16 protein-coding genes and 1 tRNA gene are annotated in these 19945 nt (G+C 46.6%); 8 read left to right on the top strand and 9 right to left on the bottom strand.

Annotated elements, in window-relative coordinates; translation table 11 throughout:
- Positions 1-188: 188 nt before the first annotated feature.
- Complete coding sequence (locus tag HGH47_RS10290; RefSeq protein WP_253675240.1) at positions 189-2363, bottom strand: hypothetical protein; 2175 nt, start codon at positions 2361-2363, stop codon at positions 189-191.
- Between the two features lie 284 nt (positions 2364-2647).
- On the opposite strand from HGH47_RS10290, the gene HGH47_RS10295 reads away from it, so the two are divergent.
- Positions 2648-2720: transfer RNA gene (locus tag HGH47_RS10295), tRNA-Pro, on the top strand.
- A gap of 127 nt (positions 2721-2847) precedes the next feature.
- Here the strand turns inward: HGH47_RS10295 and HGH47_RS10300 are convergent.
- The 7 genes from HGH47_RS10300 to HGH47_RS10330 all read right to left on the bottom strand — a co-directional run bounded on the left by HGH47_RS10300 (position 2848) and on the right by HGH47_RS10330 (position 9047).
- A complete protein-coding gene (locus tag HGH47_RS10300) occupies positions 2848-4368 on the bottom strand; it encodes a MiaB/RimO family radical SAM methylthiotransferase (RefSeq protein WP_212564681.1) in 1521 nt (506 codons plus the stop codon).
- The gene (locus HGH47_RS10305) at positions 4361-5479 is read right to left on the bottom strand and encodes a helix-turn-helix domain-containing protein (protein WP_212564680.1); all 1119 of its coding nucleotides are present in this window, start codon (positions 5477-5479) and stop codon (positions 4361-4363) included. The genes HGH47_RS10300 and HGH47_RS10305 overlap by 8 nt, the downstream gene beginning before the upstream one ends.
- 17 nt (positions 5480-5496) lie before the next feature.
- Positions 5497-6183 (bottom strand): LolA family protein, encoded by a 687-nt coding sequence (locus tag HGH47_RS10310; RefSeq protein ID WP_212564679.1) that lies wholly within the window; start codon positions 6181-6183, stop codon positions 5497-5499.
- Positions 6184-6302: 119 nt separating this feature from the next.
- Positions 6303-6839, bottom strand: a complete 537-nt coding sequence (locus tag HGH47_RS10315; RefSeq protein ID WP_212564678.1) for a GNAT family N-acetyltransferase — start codon at positions 6837-6839, stop codon at positions 6303-6305.
- Positions 6840-6841: 2 nt separating this feature from the next.
- Positions 6842-7636 carry a hypothetical protein gene (locus tag HGH47_RS10320; protein WP_212564677.1) on the bottom strand — a complete coding sequence of 265 codons (795 nt, stop codon included), beginning with the start codon at positions 7634-7636 and terminating at the stop codon, positions 6842-6844.
- Between the two features lie 4 nt (positions 7637-7640).
- The gene (locus HGH47_RS10325) at positions 7641-8588 is read right to left on the bottom strand and encodes a DMT family transporter (protein ID WP_253675245.1); all 948 of its coding nucleotides are present in this window, start codon (positions 8586-8588) and stop codon (positions 7641-7643) included.
- 3 nt (positions 8589-8591) lie between these two features.
- Positions 8592-9047 carry a hypothetical protein gene (locus tag HGH47_RS10330; protein WP_212566562.1) on the bottom strand — a complete coding sequence of 152 codons (456 nt, stop codon included), beginning with the start codon at positions 9045-9047 and terminating at the stop codon, positions 8592-8594.
- Between the two features lie 150 nt (positions 9048-9197).
- Here HGH47_RS10330 and HGH47_RS10335 point away from each other — a divergent pair, with 150 nt between their 5' ends.
- The 3 genes from HGH47_RS10335 to HGH47_RS10345 all read left to right on the top strand — a co-directional run bounded on the left by HGH47_RS10335 (position 9198) and on the right by HGH47_RS10345 (position 13973).
- Positions 9198-10313, top strand: a complete 1116-nt coding sequence (locus HGH47_RS10335) for an ABC transporter ATP-binding protein (RefSeq protein WP_212564676.1) — start codon at positions 9198-9200, stop codon at positions 10311-10313.
- Between the two features lie 207 nt (positions 10314-10520).
- Complete coding sequence (locus HGH47_RS10340; RefSeq protein WP_432912215.1) at positions 10521-12275, top strand: ABC transporter ATP-binding protein/permease; 1755 nt, start codon at positions 10521-10523, stop codon at positions 12273-12275.
- Positions 12276-13973 (top strand): amino acid ABC transporter ATP-binding/permease protein, encoded by a 1698-nt coding sequence (locus HGH47_RS10345; RefSeq protein ID WP_212564674.1) that lies wholly within the window; start codon positions 12276-12278, stop codon positions 13971-13973. It begins immediately after the preceding gene.
- A 62-nt stretch (positions 13974-14035) separates the two neighbouring features.
- On the opposite strand, the gene HGH47_RS10350 is transcribed toward HGH47_RS10345, so the two are convergent.
- Positions 14036-16744, bottom strand: coding sequence for a CHASE2 domain-containing protein (locus tag HGH47_RS10350; RefSeq protein ID WP_212564673.1), 2709 nt, complete (start codon positions 16742-16744; stop codon positions 14036-14038).
- Positions 16745-16839: 95 nt separating this feature from the next.
- Here HGH47_RS10350 and HGH47_RS10355 point away from each other — a divergent pair, with 95 nt between their 5' ends.
- The 4 genes from HGH47_RS10355 (at position 16840) to HGH47_RS10370 (ending at position 19945) form a co-directional block, all read left to right on the top strand.
- Complete coding sequence (locus HGH47_RS10355) at positions 16840-17295, top strand: hypothetical protein (RefSeq protein ID WP_212564672.1); 456 nt, start codon at positions 16840-16842, stop codon at positions 17293-17295.
- A complete protein-coding gene (locus tag HGH47_RS10360) occupies positions 17295-18494 on the top strand; it encodes a hypothetical protein (RefSeq protein ID WP_212564671.1) in 1200 nt (399 codons plus the stop codon). The genes HGH47_RS10355 and HGH47_RS10360 overlap by 1 nt, the downstream gene beginning before the upstream one ends.
- A 25-nt stretch (positions 18495-18519) precedes the next feature.
- Entirely contained in the window at positions 18520-19287 is a 768-nt protein-coding gene (locus tag HGH47_RS10365) for a FecR family protein (RefSeq protein WP_212564670.1), read from the top strand.
- Between the two features lie 139 nt (positions 19288-19426).
- Positions 19427-19945, top strand: coding sequence for an O-acetyl-ADP-ribose deacetylase (locus HGH47_RS10370; RefSeq protein ID WP_212564669.1), 519 nt, complete (start codon positions 19427-19429; stop codon positions 19943-19945).

Consider the following 19945-nt stretch of genomic DNA (forward strand, 5'->3'; position numbering starts at 1 on the left):
TGTAAGGAAATGGTTTATCATATCCGCTAACGCGGATTGCGAATCAAGCCTAATGGCTTGTTCTGTAAGGAAATGATTTATCATATCCGCTAACGCGGATTGCGAATCAAGCCTAATGGCTTGTTCTGTAAGGAAATGATTTATCATATCCGCTAACGCGGATTGCGAATCAGCTTTTAGAGGTTTACCTAGTGAAGATTTTTCAAATAAGTCGGTATGTCCGAAAAATTAAGGTGTAGACCGAATTTTATAAAGCAGAAAGCTGCGCCTCCTACGATCAGAATACCGAGTATGATAAACAAAGCTTTCCGTCCGTTTTTCTTATCGGCAAAGGGATCGACGGGAACAACGATGCTGCCGAACGGAATAGTAGCGAGTTTGGTAAGTTGAGTTCCGAACGGAATGTTGATTCGCGTGCGGATATTTACCGCCCATCCGTTTGCTTCAAGAATCGGCGCGATACTGCGTTTTCGCAATTTCATCGAGGCTAAAATCATCGACGGGCCGGAAATACAGAGCAAAATTCCGATAAGACCGAGCGGAACCCAAAAACCTAAGCCGAATAAGGCTTGCAGAATGCTGCCGATTAAGGCTGATATACCGCCTAACGCAGTACCGATCAAGGCAATGGTTCCTAAGTCGAGTTTTTTTACACCTATCGGTGCGACAGGTGCTGGAGAGGTACTTGCGGCAGCTTGCTTGTCGGCGGTCGTAACGGTGGCTGCTGCCTTGGAAAGTAAATCGGCAGATTTTGCTTCGCCCGCTGCAGCCCGCGCTGCAATTTGGGTCTCAATCATTGCAGCGAGTTGCTTGTACGGCATAAAAAATGCTTGCCTGACACTAATCGGGTTAGCAATAACCTTTGTAACAACCGCATTCCAGTCTTTTCCGGCGCGATCGTAGAAGATACCGTTTCTTCCGACTACAATATTTTCGCTATCTCCGTTTGTAAACAAGGCAACAATCTTTTTGCCTGATTCTCCTTTTCGACTTATGTCGCAGTATACCAAATAGGCGCCGGAAAGCGTATCCAACGTTGCATGACGAGCATCGCTGTTAAGCTCAAAGCATAAATCTGCTGCGCGTGCATCAAAATACAATGCACCGGCTTGAAAGACGGAGCCTTTGCCCTCATAAAAATCGCTGAAGCTGATATAGTTTTTCAGCACTGTAACAAAATCACGGCGGAGAAGTATCAGCTTTTCCAAATTGGATAAGTTTCCTCGTTCTTTTTCGATGGTTAGTGCATACCGAATAAATGAAGAAACCTCTCCTTGCTTTTCACCGTTTACGAGCGCTTGCAAGAATGAACGATCGAGCAATGCTACCGAAGATGTCGGTTTGCTGTTTAAGCGTTCTTGATACGGTGTCAGTTTCTGTACGATAAGGGCGAATTCATCCTGCGTAATACATTCCTTTTGGCCGAGCAGCGGGATGACAGCATTGTCTGCAAAAGATTGAAGCTGTTTCTTCCATGCGGGATTTACACCTTTCAACAGCGGCAGCGGCTTATCGGCAACAGCGGAAGCAAGCGGCAGGGAATTGAGCGTTTCATTAGTGCAACGGATAACCTCCGCTGCAAGTTGTTGGAATGCCTGTTCATCGGCGGATAAGGCCGCTGCTTTATCGGGATCATATTCGGTTAATTTACAGCGAAGAAAATAATCCTCTGCCTTTTCTTTTATAGCGGTAAGCGCTGCCGCTGCTTTTTGCGTACGCTCCAAATCGAGGGGCAAGATACCTTCTTCTTCTAAAGACGTTTGCCATGCTAAAAAGAGTTGCGCATCGGTTATCAGATCTTGTTGGATGCGTTGCTGCAACCCGTCCTCAAGCGCACCGTTTGCAATAGAGGAGGCCACCGCACTATTGATGATCTGTTTTAGTTTGTCATCATCGGAAGCATCGACCGGTATCGGTGCATTGCAATCCGGTGTATGGGCATCAAAAAATTTTTTTTGCGTTTCTATATCTGCTATCGAAATTTCCTGCGCATCATTCTTTTTGATGTGATCCAGTAACCAACGGGCACTGGAGCGAAGCATATCATCTTTAATTGAAACAAGCGGTACCGTATCTCCTTCTTCCAGCAATAAAGAAAGATCGGAAAGTTGCGCGGCGATCCAATCGGCAGCTGCCAGAATTTCAGGCGGACGGATAAAGCCGTCCGTATCACTGTCAAGTAATGCAACCGTCTTAGAATCGAGAAATATCCCGTGTGTCGGCATCGCCAGCACCGTCCATAATTTCAAGTCGAGTTCACGCAGATGCGTAATATCGTCTGCATCCTTCAAGAGAACCTGTGTAACACCGCCGAATCGTGAAAAATTCCACCGGTGTTGGTCAGCATTTTTTTGTAGTAACATAGTACCTCGTGAAGATATTTTCGATGATTCCGTTTGAAATGTCAATGTAGAAGGAAACTGTCCAAAAACTGTTACGCAATCCGCGTTAGCGGATATGATAAATCATTTCTCTACAGAAAAAGCCGATAGGCTTTTAGTTTTTGGACAGCCACATGATAAATCATTGCCTTACCTGATGCGTGTATCCTGCGACATTCCGCTTGACAGGATACTTTATTTTAAGTAAAGTTACAATTCTTACTAGCAACTGCGTGACGTATTTCAGTTACCGGCAATGCGCATAACGGGATGTAGCCTAGGGGCTAAGGCGTCTGGTTTGGGACCAGAAGATCGGGGGTTCAAATCCCTCCATCCCGATAGTTTATTCCTTGCTATATATAGACTTATAAAACTGATAATTTTGCTTGATTTTTAATGGGTCAAGTAAAGGTCAAGTCGGAGGTTTATATATGGATTATCATGTCTTTAAAAAGCCGGTCAAAACTTAGAGTGCGTCCGCTTCGAGGTCAATCCCGCGCAGGGCGGTAATCCGTACCCGAACCAGACTGCCGGCAGTTATCGGCTGCCCTTCGCTGTCTTTTTGCGTTTCGGAAAAATTGACGACCACTGCGCCGTCTACTTCCGGCGCTTGGAACCATGCCCGTCCGAGCGCAATACAGCCCTGTGTGTTCTCTTCTTCGCTGTTTTGTTCCTGCGGGATAATCTCTTCGATAAGGACGTCCGTTTCCAGCCCGCAAAAAGCAGAGAGTTTTTGTTCGGTAATCTTTAATTGCAGTTCGTTAAGGGCAGTCTTGCGCTGTTCGGCAATTTTTGCCGGTACCTGTTTTTTCATATCGGCAGCCTTGGTTCCTTCTTCCTGTGAATAGGCGAATGCTCCCGACCATAGGCTCTGGGCTGCCTGCAAAAAGGCTGCCGTCCGCTCAAAATCGGCTTGCGTTTCTCCCGGAAAGCCGGTTAAAAAAGTAGTACGGATAACCGCCTCCCCGTAGGGGCTTTCCGCGGTGCGGAAAGCTGCGCGGATATTTTCTATCAACTTGAGATAGATTTCGGCAGAACCGCAACGGTTCATCGCGCGGATAATCGGCTCGGAGCCGGACTGAAAGGGTATGTCAAAGTAGGGGAGAAAGCGAGTATCGGCAGTCATAATCGGCAGTATATCCGGCGGGAAATGATCGGGGTGGATGTAAAGCAGCCGGATGCTGAATTTTCCTTCAATACCGGAAATGGCCTGTAAAAGCTGCGCCAATCCCGAAAGCCCCTGCTTTGGTTGAGTCGGCAATGTGGGTAATCCGCTATTAAGCCGGTTGCTGAGCTTATCTAGAGGCGGTGCGGCGTCATACACTGCAAGGTCTTGCCCGATGAGGTTGAATTCTTTATATCCTTGCTGCACAAACCCCTGTATTTCATTGATGATACTGTCAAGCGGGCGACTTCTCACTGAACCGCGTATCAGCGGTATCGCGCAAAATGAGCAGCAATTATTACAGCCTTCGGTAATTTTGATAAAGGCAGAGCGGGGAAAGTTGAGTAGTTCGGGGCGCGAACCGCAGCATACGCCTTCTTGCGCCGGTTTAAGAAATGGGCGGCTGTGTTCGGTAGACTGTGCCGGTTGATCTTTGGCCGGTAATGGCTGTTCACACTGGAGTTCGGGTTGAACCGGAAAAAGCCGGTCGATAAGTATGGGAAGCTGCGATAGGTCGCCGTTGCCAAAAAAGGCATCAGCTTCTTCAAAGTCGGTTTTAAAGATGTCGCCATACCGTTCCGCCAAGCAGCCTGCCAGTAGAATTTTTGCCTGAGGGTAGGCCGTGCGGGCAGTGATAACAGCTTCAATCGATTCCCGCTTTGCAGGCTCGATAAAGCCGCACGAATTGACAATGATGAGATCGGCGTTTTCCGGTTCGGTAGTTTTTTGCCAACCTTTATCGGTTAAGATACCGATAAGCAGCTCTCCGTCTACTTGATTTTTAGCGCATCCATGCTGATCAAGAAAGAACCACTTAGTCAACTTCCATTACCACAAATTTATAGCGTCCCGCTTCATCATCCTTGATCCATTTTAAATCCTTAACGATGACTTCGCCCGGACGGCTGACTTCTATATCGATGGTTTTTCCACCTGCAATAATTTGCATTTTAACGGCGTTTCCATTTGATGCCCAGATACGGATACCGTTATTTGCCTGAACGGTCAGCTGTTCCGATTTTTGATAGTACCGTTCGTCTCGATTGGTTTTATCCTGTTCGTAGCGGAAGAGGCAATAGCTTCGGAATGTTGCATTCAGAGTTACCGGATATGCTGAGCCGGCGTCGAACAGTACCTTGTACTTTGCAGATTCGGGCGGAGCTGCCTGATCGGAGATTTTTATTGTGGATGCTTCTGCAGAAACCGGTTCGGAAAAACCTGTGGTAAGTATCTCCACCAATGCGCCCTTCGATTCATCAGACGTATCAATATCTTCAACTGAAATTTTCACATCGGCGGTAACATCGCCGTTCAGATCCAACACAAGGCTCTGACCTAATGCAATGATTTGTGTTCCGATATCCGTTGCAAGATACAGTTCAGGCGCTGTTTTCTCAACTTGTATTTGATAATCTTTTCCATTGATAGGGACTGTAATGGTATCGCCTTGAAAGACTCGTTTTTCAAAGACTTCTTGAGAAAGGGTGTATGAAGCCTTCTCTTTTTTTTCTATAATCTCCGTTTGTTTAGCCGGTTGTACCGGTTTGTTTTTTATCGTGGTATCGATTTTCGTAATCAATATTCTACCGACAAAAAATACTGCTATTAAAAGAAGGACTACTCCTATCCCGATAAATACGCTGCGTGGAACGGTGAATGACTTTTGAGGGATCAGCGTTTCAGGCGGAACCGCTGTTTCTTGTATTCGTGCCTGTTTATACAGTGTAACACATTCATTTGGATTTAAGCCTAAGTATTCTGCATAGTTCCGTAAAAACCCGACAACATAAGGCTCCCCGGGAAAGACTTCATACATACCGGTTTCAAGCGCCTCTAAATAGCGGCGGGCAATATTCGTTTCCCGCGAAGCCTGTTCAAGGCTTATCTGTTTTTCATTGCGTGCTTTTTCTAATACATTGCCTATATCCTGCATCTATTTCTTTCCTTATGTTATTCTTCAAATAAAAAATTATTCATCATATCCGCATTCGGCGGTATATCATATAAAAAGCGGGAATCCGGAATGCCCGTATTCAATCGATAGTATGAAAAATCAAATGTGATCTTGCTGCCCGAAATAGGCCATGCTTCAATTCGCCTAATCAGCTTTGTTTCAGGCGAAACAAGGAGCCGGATATTCCTAAAAGTTTCCGAAGCAGAACGGCGATTAAGTGCAAGTACCACGACTTGCTGAGAGGAGCCTTCTTCCAACGGCTGAGGTTCTGCTCCTGTTTCATAAGCAATTGTGTATGAGCGTTTCAGCAGCGATAGGCCTTGGGGAGTTGCAAGGTTGGCTGTACCCGCAGAAGAATCTTTTTCTATCGTCTGGTTTAAAACCATCCGATAGGAGGGAACATAGATGGTCAATGTGTCGCCGGTGAATAGAATGACCTGCTCGTTCGGTTTGGTGAAATCAATGCGCAGCCGATTCGGCCGTTTGAAGTAGACGGTGGCTTCCATTGTCTGAACTTTTGAACCGGAGCCGGTTGAAACGGTGAGATTTGCTGTGTAATCGGAGAGCGCAGCGTATTGTTCAGACATTCCGGCAAAAAATACGCTCGCGGTCGTAATGGATTGACAAAATGCTGTTATATAAAAGCCGAATATAACGACAGTAAAAACGATTGTTTTTTTCATCCGATTAGTAAAGCAGAAATGAACGATAAAGTCAATATTTGCGAATTTTCTCTCGAACCTCGGCTTGGAGTATCCGATAAATACAAAAGCGACAAAACGCTACAAAAGGACATATCCGCTTATATCGTTTTTTCGTAGATAAAAGCCAGCTTGTTTCCGAACCATGCAAACCGGTCTAAAACCTGTGTACGGATAAAGCCTTGTTTTTCGTAAATCCTAATAGCCTTATGCCAATCTTCATGCACAAGCAGGATAATCCGTTCCAACTGCGGAAAAACGGCAGCAATACGTTCTATAGAAGCTGCGAAAAAACTTTCGGCAATGCTTTGTCCGCGCACCTCCGGCAATAACGCAAAGGAAGAGATATACAGCGCAGTCCCTGCAGGCTGATGGCGCTCGCGTACCGAATGACCTAAGGCAAATGCGTCCGTTCCAATCTTTTCCGAATCCCATAGTTCAGCCGTAAAGTACCCGCATACCGACTGTGTAGCGGTTTTAACAAGGACATAATTGCAATCTACAGCATACACGATGCGGTCGGCAAATACACTTTCGTCCTCAACGATATTTTCTTCAAAGCTCTGCCGTTCAACCTGCATCACCGCCGCCAAATCCCCCGACTCCGCTTTTCTTACACTATACCCTTTCGCTACCATTATCACCAACCTAGTATCTCTTTACGGTGCAGCAGACCTATTGCCCTAAGATTTTCTTCTGTAGAGCGATGCACATCACTCAATTTTTTAAAATCGATAGCAAAGCAATTCATTGAAAAATGCTGAAACACATAGACCGGCGCATCGGGCTTGCCGCCGTATTGCTGCCGCAGTTCTTCCGCATAAGCGGTAAAAAGAGATTTTTTTCGTAATTCACCGTATCCCACTAGCCAGAGCGGACACCCCAGTACACGTTGCAGGGCAGCAGTATGAGCGGCAAGCCATATTTGCGTTTCTTCAAAAAGGCTGCGGAATTGTTCGCCGCCGTGCTTGAGGAGGTAATTAAGCTCCTTTGTCTTTGCCGTATGAACGGGGGTTTTATTGAGGATGATAACATCTCGCCTAAAATCGATGTTGAGTTCGGGATTGCGGCGAAAAAAGCCTTCCGCAACCTTCCCTGCCTGCCCCACCAGATAGCGTTGATTTTTATGCAGCTGCTCATTCTTTCCCGGATTATCGCTGATAATAATCAGTTTTATCCTATCTGACGCTTGTACTTCGTCCAAGCTATGATTATACACGATGGGCGTTTCTTGCGGGTAGGCAGGGGTTTTATTTTCTGCCGCAGCTGCCTGCTGTAACAGGTGAAGTCTCCCCTGTCCCGCCGATTTTTGCACAGATGACACAGCTTCATCCGGTGCAGCATATTCATAGCCGCAACGATTCAGCCATTGCCGACATGACGCTTTAAAGTCGGTTCTAAAGGCGGCAAAAGCCTGCCATTCTCTATCGGTCATCGGATTACTTAGCTTTTATCTGAGAGAAAATTTTCCTGAACACATTACTGCTTAATTTTTTCTTGAGGAAGCCGAGCTTTGTTTCGGAAATGACAATCGCAATAAAAATGAGAACACAACCGATTAAAAGCGAGACTGTAACCTTCTCATGCCAGAACACAATAGCAAGGATAATACCGAATACCGATTCGAGGGAGAAGATGAGCGCCGCCGTCGATGCAACAACCTCTCGTTGACCGATCGCCTGCAATATATTAGTAAGAGACATACAAATGATACCTAAATAAAGAGCTGCAAAGATGGAATGCCCATTCCAGACGATTTTAGTACTGTCTTCAAAAAAATAGGTATATAAACCTGCATACACAGCGCCGAAAAAAAGATTTCCAATCGTAAGCAAAATCGGATCCATGGTGTCGACATACCGGCCAAGGTACACGAGATAAGCAGCAAAAACCACACTGCCTATCAGTGCAAGAAAATCGCCGAGATTTAAGCCGACATTGGAAGCTTTTAAAAGATCCGGCATCGAAATAAAGCCGATGCCTACCAAACAGAGCACTGCTGCAATAACGTGATAGATATTCGGCTTTCTCTTCCATACGAACCATGCAATAAACGGAGTGATAACGCAATAAGTCGCAACCAAAAAACCGCAACGCCCCGGAGGGCATCCTACGGCAATCGAAAGATTTTGCATCAGATAACCGATTGTCATAAGGAAACCGAGAACGGCGCATACGACAACGTAGGAACGGGACAAGTTTTTTAATCGTTTGATAAAAACCAGCATCAACACTCCTACTCCGATAGCGCACCGCATAAAGACCAAAAAGGCGGGAGGAAAATAGTCATTCGTACTGCTGATTGCGACAAAGGTCGTTCCCCAAAACAGCGCCGCAACAAAGAGCGCAATATGTGCGCCAATCTCTTTTTTTGTAAGCTTACTCATAGGTTAATCCAACCAATATATTTTATCGGGAGCTTGTTCTCGTAAAAAAATTTTTCGATACCGCTGCGAATGCTCCACCCGTACATCATCAGGAAAATACACATTATGCAAAAACCATACGGTATCCAAAAGATCTCCAAACGAATCGGAGCAGGAATATCGGTAATACAGTGGGGATTCTTCAAGCAGCGCACGCATCGCAAGGTCATGCGTATGGTACGGATCGATTGCTTGTCGCAAATTACTCCGCAAGCCTCCATACCACGCATGCGTAATCGCCAATAGATTAAGCCGTTTGTGAGTATCCATATAATACAACTCGTACATACCGGCAATTGCAGGAACGGACGTCGTTATCTTATATTTATCCGCACGTGTTAAGGCCGTCCATGTCAGCGTATAATAGACATCATTCTTGTCGTCTTCTTCTTTTATGATAATCGGTTTTAATTCAAGCATACTCTTAGAGGAGTATAGCATACTCCGCTCCTTTTGAAAATATGCCGCACACCGTCTACTTTTAGTCCTTGACAGCCTAATGTTTTTGTTTGACAGATGCGGAATTTGACGGTATACTTTTCTTTATAGGATAATTTTTAGGAGGCCGTAATGGCAAAAGTTGAACTGAAAGGTATCGGCAAAATTTACGATGGAAACGTCCGTGCAGTAGAGAATGCCAATATCGTTATCGAAGATCAGGAATTTGTTGTATTCGTCGGACCGTCCGGCTGCGGTAAATCGACGACACTCCGTATGGTAGCCGGACTTGAAGAAATCAGCGAAGGCGATTTGTACATAGACGGCGAACGCATGAACGACGTCCCTCCGAAAGATCGTAACATCGCAATGGTTTTCCAAAACTATGCGCTGTATCCGCACATGACTGTCTATGACAACATGGCATTCGGATTAAAGATACGCAAAGTCGATAAACAGGAAATTGAACGCCGCGTACACGAAGCCGCCCGCATTCTCGACATTGAAAAACTGCTCGACCGTAAACCCAAGGCACTTTCAGGCGGACAGCGTCAGCGTGTCGCAGTAGGACGCGCTATTGTCCGTAACCCCAAGGTATTCTTATTTGACGAACCGTTGTCCAACCTCGATGCAAAGCTCCGTGTTCAGATGCGCGCCGAGATTTCCGACTTGCATAACCGCTTAAAAGCCACGATGATTTACGTTACACACGATCAGGTTGAAGCGATGACCATGGGTGACAAAATCGTTGTTATGAAAGACGGAAAGGTACAGCAAATCGGCTCGCCGCTCTATCTCTACAACCATCCCGTGAATAAATTCGTAGCAGGCTTTATCGGCTCGCCGCCCATGAACTTCTTAAACGTTAAAGTCATAGAAAAAGACGGCGGCATCGCTATCGACGAAGGCACCTTTGTATTGACACCTACCGAAGATCAGCAAAAATACTTAAAGAAGTACGTCGGCAAAAATGTATTCTTTGGTATTCGGCCGGAAGATTTACAACTTGTTGCCGAAAGTGACACTGCTAAAAACAGCATGACACTCAAGATAACCGTTAAAGAACCGCTCGGGGCGGAAACACACCTCTATCTGGCTTCAAATAACCAGCAGATTATCGCTCGTACATTCAACGCGGTCGAAGCGGGAATCGGTGAATCGCTTCACTTTGTTCCGAATATGGAAAAAGCGCGCTTCTTCGATAACGAAACGGAAGCAAATATCTGCGAGGACGTTCAAAAGCAATAAAATGCCGCATCCGCCGGTCTACCCGGCTTGCTGAATACTCTTACACAGTTTTTTGAGATAAAGGGGATGTCTGAAAAGTGAGCTGCTTTTTGGACAGCTCCTTTTTTAATCAACAAGCCGGAGTTGTTACCCTGAGTTGTTACCCTGAGTTGTTACCCGAAGCTTGCCGATTTTTCCCCAGCGTGATAATATATTTCCCATCCATTTATGATAAAGAAAAGATTAATTACGTTTTTAGCACACTCGAAGCGCTACGTTTATTTAAATGTTTTGTGGCAGTGGATCGCCCTTGTTTCACAGATTGCGGCGGTATTTTTTATCGGGCGTCTTTTGGAATCCTTATTCAATGGTACGATTACCTCAAAAGAGATGATAACGGCTGGCGCTGTTTTTGTTGCGGCGCTTGCAGTGCGGGCTGTTGCAACAAAATATGCAACCCGCTACGCCTTTCTTGCCGGACGAGATGTTAAAACAACCTTGCGGGATGCCCTTTACGCGAAACTGCTGAAACTCGGCGCCGCCTATCGGGATAGCATCGCTACTTCGGAAGTAGTACAGCTCGCCTCTGACGGGATCGAACAGCTTGAAATATATTTCGGTAGATACCTGCCTCAGTTTTTTTACAGTCTCCTTGCGCCGCTCACCCTTTTTGCGGTGTTGGCGCCGGTCAGTTTTAAGGCGGCGGTCATTCTCCTCGGCTGTGTTCCCCTGATACCCATTTCCATTGTCGCCGTGCAAAAAATCGCCAAGCGGCTGCTCAGTAAATACTGGGGCGCGTATGCGGGACTCGGCGACAGGTTTTTGGAAAACCTTCAGGGACTGACAACGCTGAAAATATATCAGGCGGATGAGGCAAAAGCCGAGGAGATGGACAGAGAAGCGGAACATTTCCGGCGTATCACAATGAAGGTGCTCAGTATGCAGCTTAACTCCATTACCGTGATGGATGTAATTGCCTACGGGGGAGCTGCTGCCGGTATCATCACCGCAGCATATCAATTTGCCGCAGGGGATATTTCGATTGCGGCGGCATTCAGCATTATCCTCTTGTCGGCGGAGTTTTTTATTCCCCTCAGATTGCTCGGCTCTTTTTTCCATATTGCGATGAACGGAATGGCCGCCTCTGATAAACTTTTTTATATTCTCGATTTACCCGAACCTGCGGAAGCGCACGGCGCCATCGACAGCGCCGTCGGCATCAGCGTCCAAGACATCTCGTTCTCTTATACCGGACAACGGGCAATCCTTACAGACATCAACCTTACCATTCCGCACGGTTCCTTTATTGCCCTTGCAGGGGAATCCGGATGCGGCAAGAGCACGATTGCGGCGCTCCTTTCCGGTAAACATAAAAACTATACGGGGCGCATCTTATTCGGCCAAGACGAACTGAAAACCATCGATGAACGCCATATCATGCAGCATATTACAGTCGTAAAACACAATGCGTATCTTTTTAAGGGAACCGTCAGGGATAATTTGCGGATTGCAAAGCCGAACGCCTCGGCTGAAGAGATGACCGCCGCGCTCAAAAAAGTAAACCTCGCTGATTTCTTAGATACGCAAAAAGGCTTAGATACCGAGCTGCAGGAAGGCGGTATGAATTTTTCCGGCGGGCAACGGCAGAGGCTTGCATTGGCACGCGCCCTCCTTTTCGACAGCCCCGTCTATATTTTTGACGAAGCAACTTCCAATATCGATATCGAAAGCGAAGAGCGGATATTACAGATTATCCATGAACTGAAACAGACCAAGACGGTGCTGCTTATTTCGCACCGGTTAGCAAACAGCGTAGACACCGACTGCATCTACTTTATGGAACACGGGCGGATTACGGAAAAAGGTACCCACAGCGAATTGATGTCCTTAAACGGCCGCTATTGCGCGTTGTACAAAAGCCAGTCGGAGCTGGAACGGTATGGCGGCACCGCCCATACTCAAGCAGTGCAGAAGGAGCGATAAATGAATACATCAAAACGCAGAAGCGCCCTTACCATAATGGACTCGCTGATTACCCTTGTCCGTCCACTCCTTCCCGTTATGCTGCTGGCAATTACCGCAGGAGTGCTCGGATTTTTATGCGCGATCTTTATCACGATCCTCGGCGGCGAAGCAATTATCGCGGCGCTCCCTACCCATATATCAGCCGGAACGCCCCTCTTGGGACTCAATCTGAAGCACATCGTGATGATATTGATCATCCTTGCGATTCTGCGGGGAGCGCTCCGCTACGGAGAGCAATACTGCAATCACTATATTGCGTTTAAGCTTTTGGCCATTATCCGGCATAAGGTATTCAGCGTATTACGGAAACTCGCGCCTGCGAAACTTGAAGGCAAAGACAAGGGGAATTTGATTTCCCTGATTACTACCGACATCGAGCTGTTGGAGGTGTTCTATGCACATACCATCTCCCCCATCATTATTGCAGCAGTAACATCCCTTTGTATGCTGATCTTTCTCGGCAGCCGCAGCCTCATCGCAGTACCGGTCGCACTCGCAGGATATATTACAATCGGTGTGATTATTCCGCTGCGCAACGGCAAGCGGACAAGCGAACAGGGACTTGCCTTTAGGACCGAGTTCGGAAATTTGAATAGCTTTGTCCTTGAGTCCCTGCGCGGCTTGGAAGAAATTATCCAATACGGGGCAGGGGAACGTATTCGAACCGAGCTGCGGCAGCGCTCGGATAATCTCGGGAAAGGCGGGGAATATCTAAGTACACAGGAAGCACGGCAGCGTATTGAAACGAACACGGTCATTTTGTTCTTTACTTTTGCTCAACTTTTTCTTTCTATTGTACTCTTCCGGCAGGGAAGCATCGACTTTGCCGCCGCCGTAGGAATAACACTCGGCATGACCGCCTCTTTCGGCCCCGTGCTTGCTCTTGCGCAGCTTTCCAATAATTTACATCAAACGCTCGCAAGCGGCGACCGTATCTTGAGCCTATTGGAAGAACAGCCGCTCGTAGAAGAAATCCCTGCTGACGGCAAACCGCGCTCATTTGAAGGAGCAGCAGCCGATCATATTGATTTCAGCTACGGCAACGAACAGATATTGCACGATTACAGCGCCGTCATTCAAAAAGATAGCATTACCGGCATACACGGCGCAAGCGGTTCGGGCAAGTCTACCCTACTTAAACTGCTGATGCGGTTTTGGGAAGTGCAAAAAGGCGCGATACGCATCTCCGGCGAGGACATAAAAACCGTTCCGACCGGAGCGTTGCGGGCGATGGAATCCTGCGTTACACAGGAAAGTCAGCTCTTCAAAGGCACGATTGCCGACAATATCAAAATCGGTAAGTTGGATGCGTCGGAAGAAGAAGTTATCGCGGCGGCACAAAAAGCATCGATTCACGACTTTATTACCACCCTTCCAGACGGCTATAATACGCCGGTCGGGGAACTCGGCGACACCCTATCGGGCGGAGAAAAACAGCGTATCGGACTTGCCCGTGCATTTTTGCACGACGCTCCCCTACTCCTTCTCGACGAACCTACCAGCAATCTGGATGCCCTTAACGAGCGTATCATCCTTAAATCGCTCAAGGAATCCGGCGCCGGAAAGACAGTTGTCCTCGTTTCGCACCGTAAGTCAACGCTGAATATCGCCGCCACGGTTATTAATATCGCGGCAACCGCATCAGACGGTTTTTAAACAGCCCCGCCTCTTTATTCTGCGATATTTGATTTACTCGCTGATACGGTTACCTTTCTATCCTATTTTTGCGTAAGGCTGAATACACCGTCCCAGTTGTCCGCAGGAGGCTTTTGGATAAAGGCCTCGCATTTACGCAGATAGGCATCAGAGGGACCATCATCCGGCCGCTCTTCGCGGAGCGCTTTAAAAAGGCGAGCTGCTTCCTTCCAATCCCGCCGGTCGAACACGCAATGAGCCTCTTCAAAACGGCGCAAAAAGTCGAGCGTTGCCGAATCGACAGCCTCCTTCAATTCAACCAGCTCCCATAACTGCACCGGTGTATTGATACCGACAACGCGCACACGGTCGAACCGGCGGGTAATAAATTCGTCGCCGATTTCGTTTTTCGTCATATCGGAAATCAAAAGCCATGAACCGTACTGCTTGTTTACGCCTTCCAAACGGGCGGCAAGGTTGACGGCGTTACCCATAATCGTATAGTCCATCTTCCGTTCGGTACCCATGTTCCCGACAACCATATCACCGGTGTTAATCCCGATGCGGGTTAAAAGCGGATTAGGGCTCATCCCCTCGCGCATAAAAAGCTCGTTCAGTTCAACCTCTTTACGGTGCATCAGCACTGCGGCATGACAGGCGAGGCGGGCATGTTCTTTATAATCTACCGGAGCGCCGAAGAACGATATAATGGCGTCCCCTTCGTATTTATCGATAGTGCCGCGCTGCTCTAAGATAATATCACTCATACCGGAAAGGTAGATATTCAGCAGCTTAACCAGTTGTTCGGCATCGAGCGCTTCACTTATTGTAGAAAAGCCCTTAACATCGGTAAACATTGCGGTAATCCATTTTTTCTGCCCGCCGAGCTTCAGCATAGAAGGATCTTCTATCATCTCATTGATAACATCGCCGGAAAGGTATGTGCCGAATGCTTTGCGGAGAAAGCTCTTTTCGCGCTCACTGATGATGAACGACACCATCGAATAGGTTAAGAACGATACGAAGAGTGCCAGTACCGGTGAGATAATAAAGATATAAATACCGGTAAAGTGGAATATGAGTTGATTCACCATCAGCACGACGAGGGACAGCACAACTCCTGCAATAATCTGAACAAGGGTGCTGAACCGGCGGATAACCACAATAATACCGAAAGAAAACGCAATCGCGAGCAGAGCCGACACCCAAACCGGCGCTTGCTGTAAGAAATCACGCTGCAAAATAGTATTGGCGACCGCAGCGTGCGTACCGACATTCACATATTCGCTGTGAAACGGGTTAACACCGATATCGGTTGTACCGGTACTTGACCACCCAATAATACAAAAAGCATCTTTAAGTTTACCGGCAAGCGCCGTTTCAAGCTCCGTATGCCGGTTATACGATGTGGCGGCGTTTGCATAGAGCGTTCCAAAATCGGCTTTTACCTGATCGTAAAGTTCCGCATCTTCAGGATTCCCTGCCTGTTTTGCCTCGTCGAACAAAAGCGCTACCGACGTACCGTAGTCCATTTCAAAAAAGCTTTTTACCGTATCCCAATAGGTCTGCACAGCAGTAAGCCAAGCTTCCTTATCCTGCACAGACCCCGATTCCAAGGCAGTACGGCGTAGTTCTTCGCTTTCATCCCATAGCTGCATACATGTATCGATCGGCGCGTAGCCGGGGCCGAGGTTCCATCCTTGATTTGCCCGTAACAGGCGTAAACTGCTTGCCGTTTTTTCTCCGCTTTCGGCATAATCAATCAATAAATAGAAAGGAACATGAGTAAAGCTGTTTTGATAGTTTTTTTTCGGCCATCGAATCAACATCATACCGCTTGAATCAAGCGGTATTGAAATATTTTCTTCTTTACCGTCATACACGGCGCCGATCAACGTAACGAGGTTTTTATCGATGACAACTTCGGGAGAACCCAGTTTCCGCAACAGCGGAGAAAAGGCAAGCTGCATAAACACCGTACCGCCGATATTATCCGTCAACCGGATACGCCGCCTCACGCCATCGCTATCGATATGCACATTGGTAAAGCCCGCTCCCGCCGCCATTCGGCTGATTTCCGGTATCGGTACCAAAGCGCTGTGCCGACCTTCCGTGAGGGGAGCGTTCACTTTGAGCTTAGGATAGGTAAAGCGCTCCTTCGCAATCGCATATAAATCTTCCGTACCCTCGCTTGGAGGATCATCCTGCATATTAACCGTAATAAACGACGAACCGAACAGCCGCATTGCCTGTCCCAAATAGCTGTCGTTCTCTATCGCAACCTGCTTTGTATGCCGGTAGAGAGTGTCGCGCGATTGATCGATTAAATCTACCAATTCGCTCCCGTATATGCCCGCCTCCGGCAGTGTAATTTGGTTATTGGCAAGCGCTGCAAAAATATCCTGTACATTTGCGCCAATCTCTTCAAAAGAAGCGGCAAACTCGGACTTTAACGTACCGTTTAAATAGGTAAAATCCACACTCATCGGACTTTTATCGATATACTCAATATCGAAGACCGCAAATTCGGCGCCGAGTTGCGTCAACGCTTCCAAGCCTTTTGCAATCGTATTGCGCGGCCACGGATATAAGCCGACTTTTTCGATAGACACATCATCGATATCCAGCAGCACAATCGAAGAATCTTCTTTAACAGCGGACTTTAATCCCAAAAAGAAATCATACAGCCGATTTTCAACACCTATCCAAAACGGAAAAAAATATAATCCTGCACACAGCAGTCCGACAATACACGGTATAACCACCGAAGACAAATGAGTTTTTTTCTTCACTCTTTACTCCCTATTAAATCTATAGTATGATATGTACGTGAGTTATACAATGGGAAGATGTTAAAAACTTTGTTTTTTATAAAAGGGGGGACAGCATGAAACGTACTTTATATATTGCCGTTGCGATGTTACTTATCGCGGCAGCAACATTCGGTCAAGCAGCTGAAAAGATCGATAAAATTTTAGAAACCGAAGCCGCGACCTTTGGACAGGCTGCCTATCTGATACAGACAGCTTTGGATGACGGTTCCGACGGGCTTGATTTTGAAACAGCTTTTGAGCGATTCAAAAGCGAAAATCAAAATTTGATACGGGATTCGGTTACGGCGGAAGATGTGATACCGGTCAAGACCTATGCCTTTTTATTGATGAAGGCCTTCGATGTAAAAGGCGGTATGATGTACCGTATCTACCCCTGCCCTCGATATGCATATCGTGATCTGCGGTACCTCGCAGTTATCCAAGGCAAAAACAATCCCGACGCTTCTATGACAGGAGCATCAATGCTGCAAATACTCGGCCGCGTCGGTATGGTACAAGGCGGTGAATAATGAAACGTATACTAACCTTTCTCATTATCGCGGGCGGTATGACAATGTATGCCGCTGCATTGGACTTCGGATTCAACCTTTCAAATAGTACCGACTTAAACGGTACCAATAAAGCTTTTAACATATCGCAGGCGAATGCCACGGAAGCATTCATTGAATTCCCTACGGGAGATTTTTCATCGATATATATTTCCGGCGAGGCACGGTTTTCAGGTACTTTCCCGATTAAGCCTAAGGGAGCGGTTCAGTTACTTCCGCTTACCCAAGCATTTAGACTGAAAAGAACGGATTGGTCGGGCAATACGGCTTTCAATACGATTGGCATCCAATGGGCGCTCGGACGGACCTCATTCAACGAGTATTCAAATAAAATTCTGCGCGGTTTATTTGACGGGGCAAAAGTCGGTCTTACAATCAAGAACGCTGATATTGCTTTCGCACTCGGCTATACGGGCTTAACCTATAAAACCGATGCGAAAATAAGGATAGATAAAGATGATATTGAACGTTTGAGCAATAAGGAAAAGGCACTTGCTCCGCAGCGGTTGTTCTTGCTTCTTTCAACCGCTTTCCAAGGACTCATTCCTTCGCATACATTCGGTTTCGATATGTTGGCGCAATTCGATTTACTCAAGCAAACCGGAAGGACTCATACGCAGTATTTTATACCGTATATTCACGGACGGATAGGTCGGAATGTCAGCTGGAGATACTGGGCAGCAGTTCAATTCGGTGAAGATACGCAATTATTTTACTCTCTCGCATCAGGTCTTTCCGTGCAATACTTCAACCCCGATTGGCGCTATTTTACGATAACCGGTAAGCTCGACTGGGCAGCAGGCGACTATGACGGTACGGGAGCAATGCGATCATTTATACCGATTACAGACATAAAGCAAACCGTCATTGCCGATACGACGGTAGGTCGATTCAGCGATATACTTACGGCAGGACTTACGGCAAGCGTTCGTCCTGTTCGGGGGCTTTTAACGGAAGTATCATACATAGCGCTGACTTCTCCGAATATCAAGAAAACGTCGGCTTATGTCGGTTCCGAATTATCGGCGAAACTCGCCTATCAGTTTTATGATGATTTTGATGCATCATTCGTCGGCGGTATATTCGTACCCAATAAAAAGATCATTATGGGATATAATTTACAATGGTTAACGAAATTCGCATTTACAGTTCATCTATAAAAGATAATTTTTTAGGAGGGTTACCATGAAAAAATCTTTAGGAATTTTAATACTCTGCATAGCGGGGATTTTCTCGCTCTCGGCAGCAGCTACTCTGACAGCAACAATCACGGAAGTTGCGGGGAAGGTTGAATGTAAACTCCCCGGAAAAGATTGGAAAACCGCAAAAACAGGTGATGTTTTACCCGCAGGTTCTTTTATCTCTACCGGTTTTAAGAGTACCGCCATTCTTAAAACTGAATCGGCAACACTAACAGTAAAGCCCGTTACCCGCTTAACCATTGAAGAGCTGGTAAAATCCGAAGGAACAACAAAGACTCAGATGTTTTTGATGGCAGGACGTGTTAAGGCTGAGGTTACACCGCGTGAAGGTGAAAAAGCGGAATTTAAGGTCAAAAGTCCGACTGCGACCGCTTCCGTCCGCGGTACCGGATTTGAATTTGATGGGCAAAACTTACTTGTAGATCACGGCGCTGTACTGCTTGAAGCGGAATCCGGCGTTGGTATCCCGCAGATTGTAGCAGGCGGGGAATGGACGTCAATCAGCAATACCGGTACGGTATCCGTACCTGTCGCGGTTGCAACAAGAAGTTCAAGTTTGAGTACGAGTGAAGCAAATGTCGGTTCGGATCCTTCGAACACTAATGAATCAAATACATCGGTAAGCAATACCCCGTTGCCTGATAATCCTAAGCCCGATAATCCTAAACCTGATGATCCTAAGCCCGATGATCCTAAACCTGATGATCCTAAGCCGACCGGTGACGTAACAGTCGATATAGAATGGGAATGATTCATTAAAATATTTTACCGGCAGCCGCCCCCTCAGCTTTTCTTATCATACAAACGATGAGGTATAGGCTGCCGGTTTTTTAATTCAAAAAATATACCGGATTCGGTAATCGATGGTATAAATAAAAATATAGGAAGTTATGGATATCAAAATCATCTGCGCCGATATAACTACACTTAAAGTAGATGTAATCGTCAATGCGGCAAATACATCCCTGCTCGGCGGTGGGGGCGTTGACGGAGCTATCCACCGTGCTGCCGGATCCGAATTATTGGAAGAATGCCGTGCGCTCAAAGGGTGTAAAACAGGACAGGCAAAAATTACGCGCGGGTATCAGCTCCCTGCAGAATACGTTATCCATACCCCCGGGCCGATATATCAAGACGGTAAGCACGGGGAGCCGGAGCTGCTTGCAAGCTGCTACCGCAACTCGCTCATCCTAGCCGCAGACTTTCACTGTAAAACAATTGCGTTTCCCTGTATTAGTGCAGGCGTATACGGCTATCCTATGGAGGAAGCAGCAGCAATTGCTCTTTCTACCGTTTATGCCTACTTAATGGAAACAAAAAGTAATATGACTGTCTACCATGTTTGTTTTAATAAGCAAGCGGAAAACATTTATCGGCTGCTATTGTCAAAATTAGATAAAAATTGCTAA

It is taken from the genome of Treponema sp. OMZ 805 (genome assembly GCF_050937395.1).
In the GTDB taxonomy this organism is placed as follows: domain Bacteria; phylum Spirochaetota; class Spirochaetia; order Treponematales; family Treponemataceae; genus Treponema.

Bases quoted from the DNA above. Each gene is read 5' to 3' on its own strand.
- HGH47_RS10315 (WP_212564678.1), bottom strand. From the start codon at position 6,839: ATGGTAGCGAAAGGGTATAGTGTAAGAAAAGCGGAGTCGGGGGATTTG.
- HGH47_RS10360 (WP_212564671.1), top strand. From the start codon at position 17,295: ATGAAACGTATACTAACCTTTCTCATTATCGCGGGCGGTATGACAATG.
- HGH47_RS10305 (WP_212564680.1), bottom strand. From the start codon at position 5,479: ATGCAGGATATAGGCAATGTATTAGAAAAAGCACGCAATGAAAAACAG.
- HGH47_RS10310 (WP_212564679.1), bottom strand. From the start codon at position 6,183: ATGAAAAAAACAATCGTTTTTACTGTCGTTATATTCGGCTTTTATATA.
- HGH47_RS10325 (WP_253675245.1), bottom strand. From the start codon at position 8,588: ATGAGTAAGCTTACAAAAAAAGAGATTGGCGCACATATTGCGCTCTTT.
- HGH47_RS10365 (WP_212564670.1), top strand. From the start codon at position 18,520: ATGAAAAAATCTTTAGGAATTTTAATACTCTGCATAGCGGGGATTTTC.
- HGH47_RS10330 (WP_212566562.1), bottom strand. From the start codon at position 9,047: ATGCTTGAATTAAAACCGATTATCATAAAAGAAGAAGACGACAAGAAT.
- HGH47_RS10345 (WP_212564674.1), top strand. From the start codon at position 12,276: ATGAATACATCAAAACGCAGAAGCGCCCTTACCATAATGGACTCGCTG.
- HGH47_RS10340 (WP_432912215.1), top strand. From the start codon at position 10,521: ATGATAAAGAAAAGATTAATTACGTTTTTAGCACACTCGAAGCGCTAC.
- HGH47_RS10355 (WP_212564672.1), top strand. From the start codon at position 16,840: ATGAAACGTACTTTATATATTGCCGTTGCGATGTTACTTATCGCGGCA.
- HGH47_RS10335 (WP_212564676.1), top strand. From the start codon at position 9,198: ATGGCAAAAGTTGAACTGAAAGGTATCGGCAAAATTTACGATGGAAAC.
- HGH47_RS10290 (WP_253675240.1), bottom strand. From the start codon at position 2,363: ATGTTACTACAAAAAAATGCTGACCAACACCGGTGGAATTTTTCACGA.
- HGH47_RS10370 (WP_212564669.1), top strand. From the start codon at position 19,427: ATGGATATCAAAATCATCTGCGCCGATATAACTACACTTAAAGTAGAT.
- HGH47_RS10320 (WP_212564677.1), bottom strand. From the start codon at position 7,636: ATGACCGATAGAGAATGGCAGGCTTTTGCCGCCTTTAGAACCGACTTT.